12 protein-coding genes and 1 tRNA gene are annotated in these 12,836 nt (G+C 53.2%); 5 read left to right on the forward strand and 8 right to left on the reverse strand.

Annotation, left to right across the window (positions count from 1 at the left end; all coding sequences use genetic code 11):
* Positions 1-149: 149 nt before the first annotated feature.
* The 5 genes from CFA77_RS06675 (at position 150) to CFA77_RS06695 (ending at position 8,124) form a co-directional block, all read left to right on the forward strand.
* Positions 150-226: transfer RNA gene (locus CFA77_RS06675), tRNA-Asp, on the forward strand.
* Positions 227-348: 122 nt separating this feature from the next.
* Complete coding sequence (locus CFA77_RS06680) at positions 349-1,800, forward strand: DUF6538 domain-containing protein (RefSeq protein WP_242517511.1); 1,452 nt, start codon at positions 349-351, stop codon at positions 1,798-1,800.
* 41 nt (positions 1,801-1,841) lie between these two features.
* Positions 1,842-2,984 (forward strand): metallophosphoesterase, encoded by a 1,143-nt coding sequence (locus CFA77_RS06685; protein ID WP_206992795.1) that lies wholly within the window; start codon positions 1,842-1,844, stop codon positions 2,982-2,984.
* Positions 2,981-5,689 (forward strand): AAA family ATPase, encoded by a 2,709-nt coding sequence (locus CFA77_RS06690; RefSeq protein ID WP_206992796.1) that lies wholly within the window; start codon positions 2,981-2,983, stop codon positions 5,687-5,689. The genes CFA77_RS06685 and CFA77_RS06690 overlap by 4 nt, the downstream gene beginning before the upstream one ends.
* Before the next feature lie 116 nt (positions 5,690-5,805).
* On the forward strand, positions 5,806-8,124 hold the full coding sequence (locus tag CFA77_RS06695; protein WP_206992797.1) for an AAA family ATPase: 2,319 nt from the start codon (positions 5,806-5,808) through the stop codon (positions 8,122-8,124).
* 122 nt (positions 8,125-8,246) lie between these two features.
* Here CFA77_RS06695 and CFA77_RS06700 read toward each other — a convergent pair whose 3' ends face one another.
* Genes CFA77_RS06700 through trbG form a run of 8 tightly spaced genes read right to left on the reverse strand, consistent with a single transcriptional unit; the run spans position 8,247 to position 12,834 of the window.
* Positions 8,247-9,008: an RES family NAD+ phosphorylase gene (locus tag CFA77_RS06700; protein WP_206992798.1), complete on the reverse strand. Its 762-nt coding sequence runs from the start codon at positions 9,006-9,008 to the stop codon at positions 8,247-8,249.
* Positions 8,968-9,345, reverse strand: coding sequence for an antitoxin Xre-like helix-turn-helix domain-containing protein (locus tag CFA77_RS06705; protein ID WP_206992799.1), 378 nt, complete (start codon positions 9,343-9,345; stop codon positions 8,968-8,970). Before CFA77_RS06705 ends, CFA77_RS06700 begins: the two co-directional genes overlap by 41 nt.
* Before the next feature lie 50 nt (positions 9,346-9,395).
* On the reverse strand, positions 9,396-9,593 hold the full coding sequence (locus tag CFA77_RS06710; protein ID WP_206992800.1) for a hypothetical protein: 198 nt from the start codon (positions 9,591-9,593) through the stop codon (positions 9,396-9,398).
* A 19-nt stretch (positions 9,594-9,612) separates the two neighbouring features.
* A complete protein-coding gene (locus CFA77_RS06715) occupies positions 9,613-9,927 on the reverse strand; it encodes a DUF736 domain-containing protein (protein ID WP_206992801.1) in 315 nt (104 codons plus the stop codon).
* 4 nt (positions 9,928-9,931) lie between these two features.
* A complete protein-coding gene (locus tag CFA77_RS06720; protein ID WP_206992802.1) occupies positions 9,932-10,162 on the reverse strand; it encodes a DUF2274 domain-containing protein in 231 nt (76 codons plus the stop codon).
* On the reverse strand, positions 10,162-10,569 hold the full coding sequence (locus tag CFA77_RS06725) for a hypothetical protein (protein ID WP_206992803.1): 408 nt from the start codon (positions 10,567-10,569) through the stop codon (positions 10,162-10,164). The genes CFA77_RS06720 and CFA77_RS06725 overlap by 1 nt, the downstream gene beginning before the upstream one ends.
* A 14-nt stretch (positions 10,570-10,583) precedes the next feature.
* On the reverse strand, positions 10,584-11,843 hold the full coding sequence (locus CFA77_RS06730) for a TrbI/VirB10 family protein (RefSeq protein WP_206992804.1): 1,260 nt from the start codon (positions 11,841-11,843) through the stop codon (positions 10,584-10,586).
* Positions 11,844-11,847: 4 nt separating this feature from the next.
* Positions 11,848-12,834 (reverse strand): P-type conjugative transfer protein TrbG, encoded by a 987-nt coding sequence (trbG, locus tag CFA77_RS06735; protein WP_206992805.1) that lies wholly within the window; start codon positions 12,832-12,834, stop codon positions 11,848-11,850.
* Between the last annotated feature and the right edge of the window lie 2 nt (positions 12,835-12,836).

Consider the following 12,836-nt stretch of genomic DNA (forward strand, 5'->3'; position numbering starts at 1 on the left):
CAGGACTGGGAGTCTAACCTGATATGGGAATATGGCTTGGGAATGACAGCTTTATACAGAAAAGTGCAAATTCGCGTGAAGTTCCCCGCTTGACCCGCCATGCCGGGTTTAATAGAGAAGCGCTTCGCCGAGTTTCGGCAAGGAAATGCGCGGGTGTAGCTCAGCTGGTTAGAGTGCCGGCCTGTCACGCCGGAGGTCGCGGGTTCGAGCCCCGTCACTCGCGCCATTTCTCACGAAATGGAATTCACGCAAATCATTGAAATTAAACGGAATTATTGGTTCTGTTTGGATTTCTTTGTCTAAATTGGCCGGAAATTGTGGACCAAATTGGGACCAATTTGTGGACCAATGGTCGACGTCATGAAGCGCGTCGAAGACAATTCTTACCTCGAACAGAGAGGCCGGGTCTGGTGGTATAACCGCCGGGTACCGAGAAAGTTCGCACACCTCGATACCCGAAAACGTATCAAGGGGTCGCTCAGCACTACCTCGCTTGAACAAGCGCGTTACAAACGTGATCTCCTAGCGGAAGCCGACGATCATTACTGGGCATCATTACAGATTGCCGATGAGGCAGGTCCCTCTACCAATCGCGAAGTGTCTGAAGCTGTACGTCGCCGATACAAGATGGCGACCGTCAAGGCTTTGGCAAGCGGGTTCATCTATCAACCAATCGACCATCTCGCGACCGAAGCCCCCATTGAAGAAGCCCTGGCGAGGTTGCTGGCCGTTCAAACTCAGGCCGGTCCGCAAGAGATACCGAAAGAACGCGACGCCGAGGCTCTGCTGGGCGGGGCAACCAAACCCACAATAACTGTCACCGAAGCTTTCGAGATTTATCTCTCGGAGATTGCTTATAACGCGCAGCTCTACAAGTCGCCGAACCAGAGAGCGTCATGGGAAAAGACCAAGCGCACCTCCATCCAGTACTTCATCGATTTTGCCGGGGATATCGCACTTGAAAACATCACTCGAGAGCTGGCGCTCAAATATCAAAAGCACTGGGCTAGGCAGGTTAAACCGAAAGATTGTAAGACCAAGCCAATGGCCCCGAACACAGCCAACCGGCACATCGGCAATATCCGCTCGCTCTACACAGATTATTTCAAGCATATCGGTGAAGAAGAACGGCCCAATCCATTCCGCAATATGCACTTCAAAGCCAAAGCGCGAACCGAAGTGCCGCCATTCTCGTCCGACTGGGTTTGCAAAAAGATCCTGGCACCGGGCGCGACACGTCGATGGAATCCTGAACTACAGTTGATCCTTCTCATGCTAATCGAGACGGGGTGCCGCCCGAGCGAGATCATCAATTTACGGATCGAGGACTTCCATATGGATGGACCGGTTCCTTATATCGCTATTCGGGCTCGTACGGACCGCGAGGTGAAAACCGATACGTCTGAACGAGACATTCCACTTGTTGGAATTTCACTAGAGGCGGCAAAACGGGCGGCACCGAGAGCATTCTCACATTACTATGATCGGAACGAACTCGTTTCCGCGAACATGATGAAGAACCTGCGCAATCGAGGCTTGCTCGAGACGCCTAACCATAAGGTCTATTCACTCCGCCACGCCTTTGAGAAACGCATGCAGGAAGCCAATATCGACTATGGCTTGCGCTGCCTTCTCATGGGCCACAAGACGACGAGGCCAGTTTACGGTGATGGTGGCTCGTTGGAGTATCGACGGGATGAGCTGCTGAAGATTGTCCATCCGTTTGACGAGCGGGTGCTGGAGCAGTTTGAGCAGGAAAATCCCGAGTGGTCGATTTGGGGTTTGAACAGCACGAAATAACAAATTGGAGTATTAGCCAAATCTAGCTAGTGATATTAATCATGGGTTTAAGATTTCTGCATTCTGCTGATTGGCAAATCGGGAAAGTTTTTCGCTTTGTTGATGACAGCACTATGGGGCTGCTTCAGGAAGCGCGTCTTGCAGCAATAACAAGGCTCGGCGAGAAGGCTATTGAGCTTGGCGCTAAGCATATTCTAGTAGCGGGTGATGTCTACGACATGGAGGCGTTGTCTCCACGGTCGCTCAACCAGCCAATGGAACGCATGCGGAAGTTTGAGAGGGTGACCTGGCATTTGATGCCTGGAAACCACGATCCGCATAGACCGCACGGTCTTTGGGACCAGCTGATGCGTCGTGGGGTTCCCGATAATGTTCTAGTTCACCTATCTGCTCAGCCCATAGTATTCGAAAGCGAAAGGTTTGCCTTGCTCCCGGCACCATTGCGGTATCGGCGCACACTTCAAGACCCGACGGCTTACATGGATGATGCAGAGACTCCTGACAACATTATCCGGTTGGGGCTCGCGCACGGGACGGTCAGGGGGTTTGGTTCCGACGACAAGGATGTTCCAAACTTCATTAGCCCGAATAGGCCGGACACGGCGGGGCTTGCTTACCTTGCTTTGGGCGACTGGCACGGACAGAAGAAAATCAACGACAAGGTTTGGTATAGCGGCACACACGAGATCGATGCCTTCGATGTCGAAGGTGGCGGACAGGCGCTGTGCGTCGAAATCGAGGGTGCTCACGCCGCGCCGGAGGTCACACCTATCGAGATCGGCCACTACCGTTGGATCACATTCCGTCAGCAGATTAACAGCCGCGAAGAAATTGACGCCCTGGTTGCAAACCTTCGTGGGAGTGGAGAGGACCTTAGCCGGACTCTCGTGCGACTTCTTGTTGAAGGTACAGTTTCGCTTCAGGACCGGCAGTATTTTGAAGAACAAGTCATCGAGCGGGTCTCTGCTGCACTATGCTACCTGCGAGTCGATGAAGCGCGGCTATTCCCTAATCCTAGCGAAGAAGACCTCGACCAAATTGACCGGGGGGGCTTCGTACGAACTGCCGCCGATATTCTGCGGCACAAAGCTGAGGACATTAGTGATCCTGACCATGAGGTCGCGGTGCTGGCACTTCAGAGGCTATTTGTCGAACACATGAAACTGCAGATGAGGAGCCAATGAAGATACGCTCCATTGCAGTCAATCAGTTCAAAAAGTTCACGACGCCGATGTGTCTTGATGACATCGGCGACGGTCTGAACGTCATCGTCGGCCCCAACGAAATGGGTAAGTCAACACTGCTTGATGCGCTGCGTGCCGCGCTGTTCGAGAAATACAGCTCTAAGGCCCAACCGATCACCGCTTTACAAAATGACCGGAACCAGGCCGCACCTGTTGTCGAACTGGCATTTGAGGTCGACGAAGGGACTTATCGGATCAGAAAGCGGTTTGTTAAAAAGCCCTATGCTCACCTGTTTTGCCCGGACGGACGAAAGTTGGAGGGCGATGAAGCAGAGGACACACTTCGTGATCTTCTCGGATTCGATGAGCCTGGTAAGTCGGGTGCAAAACCCGAAACCCTTGGTATGTGGAACGTGCTTTGGGTTCAGCAAGGTCAATCCTTCGGCGCGCTTAATCTTCCAGATAGCGCGCGTTCAAACCTTCACAGTGCATTGGAGTCAGAGGTCGGCGAGGTTCTAGGAGGCAAACGCGGTAGGGCCTTGCCCGATGCGGTGGATAAACAACTCTCCGAGTTGGTAACCAAAACGGGTCGGCCACGAGGTGTTTACAAGGAACGGATTGACGAAATTGAGTCCCTACGCTCCGAACTTGAAGGGTTGAGAATCCGCAGAAGCGATCTTTCAACCACATTGGAAAATCTTGAGGCAGCGCAGGAGACTCTCGCCCGTATCTCATCAGACGAATACGATCAGACGGACAAAGAGAACCTCGACGCAACTCGAGCTCGGCATGCTGATCTCGCAAAATTGGAATCACGTATCGATGCAGCGTTGATTGAAATCGAGCTGAAAAAGCGGAATTTGGAACAGGCCCAGCAAGCCCTTGCTGCGCGCCGCGATCTAAAAGAACAAATAGAAGCCGAAGGGGAAGCGTTAGAGGCTGCGAAGAAGAAGCTCGACGAAGTCCGGCAGAGCGAATTGGACTTAAGGAGGCAGGTCGAACGGCTTCGTAACGATACTAGGCAAGCGGAGAATGCTGTGAATGAGGCAGATAATGCCGTCTCACAGGCCCGCCGTGTTCTCAACGCCGTGCAGCGAGAATCTCGTATTCGCGAACTTCAGGGACGTTATGACAAAGCGCACGCAGCTGAAAAAAAGCAAAGGGCAGCACTACAAGGTGCGGCGGCTATTCTTGTAACTAACGAAAACATCGAAGCAATCCGCGATGCAGCAAAGGAACTCGAAACCGCGCGTGCGCGTCTTTCCGCTTCTGCGACACTAGTTACGTTCGATATGGATTCCGACCAGTTGTCGCAAATCGAAGTCGACGGAGCTGCACTTGCCGACGACCAGACGGCGATTGAAGTAGTCGATGCGACGATTATAACCGTCCCAGACTACGGCAGCATCACTGTTCAACCCGCTATCAAAGATCGCAACAAGCTAATGGAGCAGCAGCGCGAGGCGAAACAAACCCTCAAGGCCGCACTTGAAGATTGCGGTGTGAAGTCCGTCGAGTTGGCCGAGAAGCAGCTAGCAATGCGCGAGAAGCTGCTCCGGGATGCCGAACTTGCAAGGCAGGAAGCTGAATTACACGCGCCGGCAAATGATAACTGTGACGCCGGTGCGCAACCTCTTGCCGACCATATTGCCGGTTTGAAGACAATCCTCGAAACAGAACTCGCCGATCTTGGCATGGATGGCTTGCCATCGGAAAAGGATGCGGAGGATGCTCTGGCCGCTGCTCAAGCTGATGCTCAGGAAACAAGAGATACGCTCTCCGCTGCCCGTGCAGGTTTGTTCGGACCGGAAGAGGAGATTAGCCGCGTCCAGACCGAGCTGGGTGGCGTAAAGACGCGATATGAAGACGGTAAGGAACGTCTAGACAGACTCAAAAGCGATCTGACCGAAACCGAAAAACAAACTTCCGAAGACGATCTAGATACCGCCGTATCCGCAGCTGGACAGGCTCTTGCCGATCAGGAGAGAGTAGTCTCCTCGCTTGAGGAACAGCGTGAGGGCGAGACCCTACTACAATTGGATGCGCGCATCTCAAGGCTTGAAAGAGCGCTTCAGGATAGGCGTGACAAACGTACCGATCTAAAAGAAAATATAGCTGGCTTCAGGTCACATATTGAAGCCCTTGAGGGGGCCGGTCTGGACGAGGCTATCCAGCAGCTAGAACGCGAGTTAGAGCTGGTTGAAGAACAGCTTCGGCGCTACGAGCGCGAGGTCACAGTGCTATCACTCCTTTCGACGACACTGCGTTCTGCCGAGACAGACGCAAAAGAGCGCTATCTTTCTCCGGTGCTGAAACGTGTTCGTCCTTACCTGCAGCTTTTGTTCCCCGGCGCCGAAGTCACCATAGATGAAAATTTGCATATTGTTGGTGTTGTTAGGCAGGATGGGTACGAAGAATCCTTCCACCATCTGAGTATGGGAACACAGGAGCAAATCGCCGTCTTGGTGCGTCTCGCCTTTGCGGAGATGCTGGTCGAACAGGGACATCCCGCTACTGTCGTGCTGGATGACGCGTTGGTGTTTTCCGATGATCGAAGGATGGACCGCATGTTCGACATACTGAACATGGTAGGGCAGCAAGTTCAAATTATTGTACTGACCTGTCGTGAGCAGTTGTTTGAAGGCGTTGGAGGTAAACACCTTTCTTTGAAAGCCGTAAACTCAGAAGACCTAGTATCAGCGTGAACAGATTTCAGAGGATGACCTGTTCTTAAAACATGATTTAACCGATCTCGAAAGTTTGTGATGAAGGCAATGGTAATACCCTCAATTACGGACCGTAAAATTGAAAAGCCGTCGATATGAGTACTCCTCCAAATCCAGCCTTTAAAATCCAGGCTACATACTTGGGGCCGATATTCTCCGTAGATGCAGAGCTCTCAAAGAATGCCCAAAATCTGGTATTCGCCAGAAACGGAACCGGTAAATCCTTTCTTTCCCGAGCGTTTCGCTATCTAGATCTACACAGGCAAGGAAAAGATGTTTCTAAAGCGGCCTTCTATCTGGTTTCAGACGAGTCGGTAGACGCTAAAGGTTCATTTTCGTTCTCGCGTGGAACGAATGCGCTGGGAACACTTAGTCTAGAGAAGCCTGGCGACATAGTTACCGCTAATGTATCTGACACCATTTTCCACGTTTTTTCGGAAGATTTCGTTCATGACGAACTGAGAGACCGTCAGTACGTCATTAATGGTGAGATCGAAAATCAGATCGCTGTCGATAGTTCAAACATCGAACTCAAGGACACGCAGGAGGAGCTAAAAAAGGCGCAAGAGGCAGAGCAAGCAGCGGACGCCAAGCTTCGAAGCCAACTCGATACGGCAAAAGTCGAAAGCCTCGTCGAGAAAGCGGGGATCAATAAGAATCTATCGGAATACAGGCGCCTTAATCTCGAGAACCTTTTGGAGCTTTTCTCCGAAAAACCCGACGTGCCGGAGAAAACTTTCGTCAGTATTCTCTCTGACTTGGACAGCCTGAAGTCTATTCCAGCAGAGCCTGTCTATCCGGAAACGTTAGATTTAGTTGGTAGCGAAGACATCGATCTAAAAGCGCTCGAAAAGTGCCTCCAGAAGGTTACGTCCCCTTCAAGCGTGTCCGAGGAGATCAAAAAGAAGATCGATGCCCATCACGGCTTCTATGAGACTGGCACCCAAATAATTCAGGACGAACATCGCACCACATGTCCGTTCTGTGAGCAAGGGATTACAGCTCCTGATCCGAAGACAATCATAGATGCCTATGTCAGTTACTTCGCCGATGAGGAGGAGAAACACAAAAAGGAGCTGAGGGCTTACTTCAGCAAGCTCAATCAAAAAGACTCTAGCCTGAAAGAAATCGAGACGCAGCTCACCCGGCAGAAGTCCCGCTATGACGAATTAAAGCACTATGTACCGTCAAAAAAGGATGTCGAAATCGCTGATGGCGAGGCCGCACTCAAGAATGCGCGCGCTGCCATTTCTGCAATCAAGTCAACTTTAGAACATAAGGCTAAGACGCTTGTCTCTGCACACTCGCTACCCGCTGAAGATCTTGCCGCACACCTCGCCACGATCAACGAGATCATTGAAGATAACAACACAAAGATTGCTGAGCTCACTAGCGCGGTCGAGAAAGCTGATGATGAACGGAAGGCCTTACAGCGCAAGGCCTGTGATGTCTTTGTACAAGAGTTTGCCATAAATGGTTGGTTCGAAATTGAAGCCCTCCGGAACCTCCACAAGGCCGTTCAATCAAAACAAAAGGAACTAATCGATCTGGAAAAGGCGGCTCCGTCAACGAATGCAAGAGATCGTGTTGCAGATACGTTTGAGCTGCTCCTCAAGGAGTTTTTTGCCGAAAAATACGTGTTTGATAGGAAGAATTTTGTCCTCAAACGTGGCGATAAGGAAATGGAGAGGGGGCCGCATCGCACACTAAGCGACGGCGAAAAGACAGCCATAGCATTTTGCTATTTCGTAGCCTGCATACATCGGAAAGTCGCATCGAACAGTGACTATAGAAAACTGTTTCTTGTTTTCGACGATCCAATAACTTCGATGTCCTATGACTTCGTGTTCTCAATTGCTCAAACGCTTAAGAACCTGAACATTTCAGATCAAGGTGAGGTTTCGATCAATCCGGCCAAAATAGATGGCAACAAAAATAGGCGTCCAGACCTGTTGGTGCTGACCCACAGCAGCTACTTCTTCAATATATCGCGGACCAACAGCGTCATTAAAAAGGACGCGACATTCTCATTTTACAAAGACGGAAGTACGCACAAATTAGTTCATTTGCACAGCTATGTTGCGCCCTTTGAGCAACAACTTGAGCACGTATATCGCGTCGCGAACGGTGATGATCCCGATCATGCTACTGGGAATGCGATTAGGCAGGTATTGGAGGCTGTCGGCCGTTTTTGTAGGCCTGACAAATCGCATGACTTATCGAACTTCATTACATTTTTGGCGGGTGACCAAGGCTTCCAAATAAAGAGTGTTCTGATCAATTCTTTGAGCCATGGAACGTACTATGATGAGACGCCATCGCCGGATGACCTTAAGTTGGCCTGCGAGGAGGCAATCGCTGTGGTAGAACGATTTGCGATTGGGCAGTTAGAGCTATTGAAGAAAACGGGCTGAAAACTCAACAGGGAGCGGTACCGAACCCAGATCTATATCGTCCAGCATTTTGGCCCTATTTTGACGGGTTATTCTTCGATTTCCATTGTTGGTCAAAACACCTGCTAATAGGGAATATTAGCTTAAGACCAAATGATGCTTTGCAGCCTTTCATCGCTTGCCCACTGCGTAGGCGAAACACTGAACTTCTCTTCGAGAAATTCACAAATCGCATGAACCCCGGCCTTGTTGAACCATAGACGCCAGGTCTGGTTTTGTGTCGGTACCGGTGCTGCGAAGGCTTCACACGTCAGGATGGCTGCATTGGGTTTGTGATCTGGGTCGCGGACGGACGCATAGTGGATGAGCTGTATGTCTTCTGCGCGCGCAGCCTTTTCGAGTTGCTGGCACGGTTCATAGTCTGACGGGTGCATCCAGATATCGCTGGCGTCTGAGAACGGCTTTGCTGTCAGGTTGATGGCCGCTTTTGTTTTGACGGGCACATCAAATGCTGTGTGCTCGCTTGGCTGGGCTGGAAAGGGCGTGCCCGGAGAGTCCGAATAGAAAAGTAACAGATGAAATGCGGTTTCGATGATCGCGGTCCTTGGTTCTTCAGAGACATAGTAGACGCCGGGTGTTGGTCCGGCTTTCCGGAAGCGCGAACCGTTCGGGTAAAGCCCGTAGCGAAACGGTGTCATGTAGAGATAATGCAAACCTTCGCATTCCGGCGGAACGGGCGTCTTGGTTTCTTCCAGAATGTCTTCCAGCAGGCGTTGCTCATCCAGCGTATCGACAAGCTGAAGCGTGGAGACGACATGTTGCGCCTCCACGCAGCGCCAGTAGGTTTTCTTTACGGGCGACTGCTCAGAGCGGAGCGCGTCTGGAATCCAGATAGGCAAGGCCATGGGTCAGTCCTTTAATCGTCTTGATCTGATCGAGAGGACGACCGCCAAGCGCCCGGTTGTCATTGCGCAGCCAGGCATGCGCCACTGTTCCATCGCCGCCCGTGATCGCATCGAGCGAGCGGAATAGCCGAACGAACAGCGCGCCGAGTTCAAAAGCCTTGGAGCCTTCTTCCAGCCTAAACTCATCTTTGCGCATCCGGGATATGGTCGGTTCCGAAACCCCCAGAATCGTGGCGAGATCCTTTCCGGAAAGCCCAAGCTTCTCAGCAGCGCGCACAACAGCCATGGTCATGACGCGTGCCCGTTCCGGGCTATCCGCAGCGAGTGTCTGTGACATCGAACCATCCTTTCTTTCGAAAGAATATGTATCATTTCTTTCTGTAGAAATCAAGGTGGTGGGCTTTCGCGTTGTATTTCAGGGACTTGCCGACCAATAGCTGCTTCAATCCGGTCGGCTGCGGATCGGCGCTTCTGCACCTCGCGGTCAAAGCGATCGAAGAGCGGAAAGTACTTCTCCCCACAATAACGCACGACGAGGGCAGCGATCCTGCGGCCTTCTTCGAGCTCTTTGAGGGAAATGCTCATTCTACCGCTCATTGATCCGTCAGTTGGATTTCGCCCGGTTCCAGACCATGACGCCTGTACCGTCATTTTCATTCTCGAAGAAGGCGGCACGCACGGGGCTCGCGAAGCTTGGATCATCAAGCTTGACAGCAAGATAAGGCGTTTCCCCTTGCTTGCTTTCCTGACGCCAGGCAGCGCCGAGTTCAGCGCCGCCCGCATAGAGTCGGAAGTCCGGTGCGCCATCGCTTGCCTTTTCCTTGTTAGGAACAAGCTGCGCTTTCACATTTATGGTCATGGTACGGATGGTGCCGGTATAGGCTCCATCCTTTGCGGTGAACGTTCCAATCTGTGCCATGGGTCTAATCTCCTGTATTGGCGTGAAGAGCGCGGCGCGCTCGTTTGAACCCGGCATCCGAGCCGAGAAAGCTTTCCAGCATGGCCGGGATCAGCGCTTCGGGTTTTTCCTCCGCGCCATAAGTCTGGCGATAGATTTCAGCATAGTCGCTGAGCGCGCTCGCAAGGTCTGGATCGACCGAAAGGCTCATGCGTACCGGCGTGCGGTCAGGGAGTTTGTCGAGGCGCAGGGGCATCAGTGCGCTCCCGTTGCAGGCCGCACATACTCAACAAACTGGGCATTGGAGGCCTTGGCAATTGCGCTCAGATGCTGATCGCTTACCTCATAGGCGACAATGCGAGCATATTCGATCTGCGCCGGTGGGCGTAAAGCCCAGTTCCAGTAGTCCCGGGTCAAGAGCACTCCGCAGAGCAAGCAGGCAATCGCAATAAAGACGCCATATGCTGACCCACCCGAGATCTGTGAGGCCTGAGATACCGCACTGAAAGAAAGTGCCGCGCCTTGCAGCGCTAATACCGCATATAGAGCTGATGCTTTTGCCGGTGTCAGCGGTGCTTGACCTTCACGTTCGATCAGCACCTGCCGATCGGCACATAAATCTGCGATCTGTCTTTGTCGTGGCGGTGGCGGGATGTGAAACATGATTTATCTCCTTTTCACTGAGGTCTGAGAATGAGGTCACGGGTGACAACGACGCGCACAGGCCAGCCAGGGCGCACACGGATAGTCGGTTGAATTCCAAGATTGCGGTCGACGACGCGCTGGCCCGCCTGATTGATCGTGTCTGTTGTCCCGCGCCGGATGGCGCGCTCAATGTCGCCATCACCATCCGCGCCAAGCTCTGCGCCAACACCAAGAATGGTGGCGAGCCCCGCTGCGATGAAGACGCGGTCCCAATGGTGATCCGTTCTGTCGGAGAGACCCGCATACCCTTGTGCATCTGCACCCGGCGCGGAGATGACAATCGACGACCCATCAGGGAAAATGATCCGATCCCAGGTCACCAGTGCACGGTTTTGCCCGAATGAGACTTCAGACTGATAACGTCCGATCAGGCGTGACCCCTGCGGGATCAGAACATATTGCCCAGTCACTGTATCGTAGACCGGCTGAGTAACTTGAGCGACGATCGTTCCTGGCAGGTCGGAGTTGATGCCGGTAACGAGTGATGCCGGGATTAGCGTTCCCGCCATGACCTGATAGGGCGAAGCGGGGTCTTCGACGCCGTGCTGGTTATAAATATCGCCGCCCGCACCTTCACCGGCAAATGCAAGCTTGCGGGATTGGAGATTTGTATCAGCGGCTTGACTGAACGCTGACGGCGCGCCTTGCGGCAGCGCGGCGAGCGCAAGAAGTTCCGATCCAAGATCAAGTGTAGGATCACGATATGACGGCCTGGAATCGGAAACGGTCTGGCCACCGGTTTCGGATTGAAGCTGAAAGAAGACCGGCGCGCGGGCCGCCTCATCGGCAAGCGCCGCTTCTCGCATGCGCCTCGCCCTCTCGGCTTCATCGACGGGACTTGGCCGGAAATCATCTTCCACCCTTGTAACGAATTCGGGTTCCAGCCCAAGTTCGCGCTCGGCGCGGAGCATGGTCGCTCCAAGATCGCCGGAGAGCGGCGGGCCAAGCCGGGTTATGCGGGTCTCAATCGGTGAAATGTCGCTGTAGCTGGCGGGCAGCGCCCCAAGCCCCTCAGGCGTTCTGGTGTTCGTAGTGTTGTAGAGTTCCCGTCTCGCATCGGGATCGACCGCAGTAGGCGGTTTTAGGGCGATGCTCATCGCTGCGAATAAGCCGAGCACGCCTAGACCTGCGCCCACCATTAGAACCTTGCGATTGATCCGGGTGACGGGTTTCGGGCTAGAGCGGATCTTCAACCGCTCAGCATGCTCGTCAAAGGGAATGGGCTCGGACATCTTCCTAGCCCCCAAAGATTGCGGCGAGCGGCGAACGGCGTTCATGACGGGAAATGCGGACCACGGTCTGGTTGCGCTCGCCGAGGCGCAGCTCGGCTGCGCGGAACAGTCGATCCACGACATAGTAATTGCTGCGCACACGATAGTTTACGAGTTCGGCGTCACCGTCTTCGCCGAGCACGAAGAGCGGCGGCATGTCGGTGGCCATGATGTTATCCGGCATCTGGATGAAGACTTGCCGCCCATCATCAAAGACGCGCACAGGTTTCCAGGCGGGGCTGTCACCGCTCATGCGGTAGTCAAAGTTTAGCCCCTCCAATGTTAGGCCACTTCCAATGCTACCAGCCTCACGGGCAACAGCACGCTCATTTCGGGCGGTAAGACCCGCCAACTCATCTGCAGGATAGCGCCAGGACAGGGCAGCCATATAGCCGCCTTCGACGCTTTCCAATTCAAGGTGATAAGTGCGACGGTCGGTGGCGATCATGAGATTGGTGCGGATGCCAGATGAGATGGGTTTGACCAGTACATGCGCTCGGGCTGTGTTGCCCGATCCGGAAACCGTATCTCCAACCACCCAACGCACTGTGTCGCCTGCAGAAACCGAGACCAGCTCTTCGCCCGGTTGAAGCGCAACATCACTGACCTGGCCGGGGCTTGCATATAACCGGTAGAGCGCCCCCTCAGTGTAGGGATAGACCTGGATCGCATTCACATAGCCGTCGACCGATGGTTCTATCAGCGCGCTTGTCCGACCTTCTTCAATAGCCTGGCGAGGCGAGACGCGCGGCGAAGAAACGGTTTCTATGGCCTTCATCTGCCCCGGCAATGGAAGTGGTACCGCCGTTTCTATGATCCGGGCAGGATATTCAGTTTCATTTTCTAATGGCATCGCGGCGACGAAGGCGCCGGAATCAATGGGTTCCAGTTCAGTCGTTGCGCAAGCAGTTGTAAGCGCGAGTGCGGATGTGGCGAGGATAAAGCGAAACATGG

This window comes from Hyphomonas sp. KY3 (assembly GCF_017309975.1).
In the GTDB taxonomy this organism is placed as follows: domain Bacteria; phylum Pseudomonadota; class Alphaproteobacteria; order Caulobacterales; family Hyphomonadaceae; genus Hyphomonas.

Coding starts and splice junctions, on each gene's coding strand:
- CFA77_RS06680 (WP_242517511.1), top strand. CDS start 349: ATGGTCGACGTCATGAAGCGCGTCGAAGACAATTCTTACCTCGAACAG.
- CFA77_RS06685 (WP_206992795.1), top strand. CDS start 1,842: ATGGGTTTAAGATTTCTGCATTCTGCTGATTGGCAAATCGGGAAAGTT.
- CFA77_RS06690 (WP_206992796.1), top strand. CDS start 2,981: ATGAAGATACGCTCCATTGCAGTCAATCAGTTCAAAAAGTTCACGACG.
- CFA77_RS06695 (WP_206992797.1), top strand. CDS start 5,806: ATGAGTACTCCTCCAAATCCAGCCTTTAAAATCCAGGCTACATACTTG.
- CFA77_RS06700 (WP_206992798.1), bottom strand. CDS start 9,008: ATGGCCTTGCCTATCTGGATTCCAGACGCGCTCCGCTCTGAGCAGTCG.
- CFA77_RS06705 (WP_206992799.1), bottom strand. CDS start 9,345: ATGTCACAGACACTCGCTGCGGATAGCCCGGAACGGGCACGCGTCATG.
- CFA77_RS06710 (WP_206992800.1), bottom strand. CDS start 9,593: ATGAGCATTTCCCTCAAAGAGCTCGAAGAAGGCCGCAGGATCGCTGCC.
- CFA77_RS06715 (WP_206992801.1), bottom strand. CDS start 9,927: ATGGCACAGATTGGAACGTTCACCGCAAAGGATGGAGCCTATACCGGC.
- CFA77_RS06720 (WP_206992802.1), bottom strand. CDS start 10,162: ATGCCCCTGCGCCTCGACAAACTCCCTGACCGCACGCCGGTACGCATG.
- CFA77_RS06725 (WP_206992803.1), bottom strand. CDS start 10,569: ATGTTTCACATCCCGCCACCGCCACGACAAAGACAGATCGCAGATTTA.
- CFA77_RS06730 (WP_206992804.1), bottom strand. CDS start 11,843: ATGTCCGAGCCCATTCCCTTTGACGAGCATGCTGAGCGGTTGAAGATC.
- trbG (WP_206992805.1), bottom strand. CDS start 12,834: ATGTTTCGCTTTATCCTCGCCACATCCGCACTCGCGCTTACAACTGCT.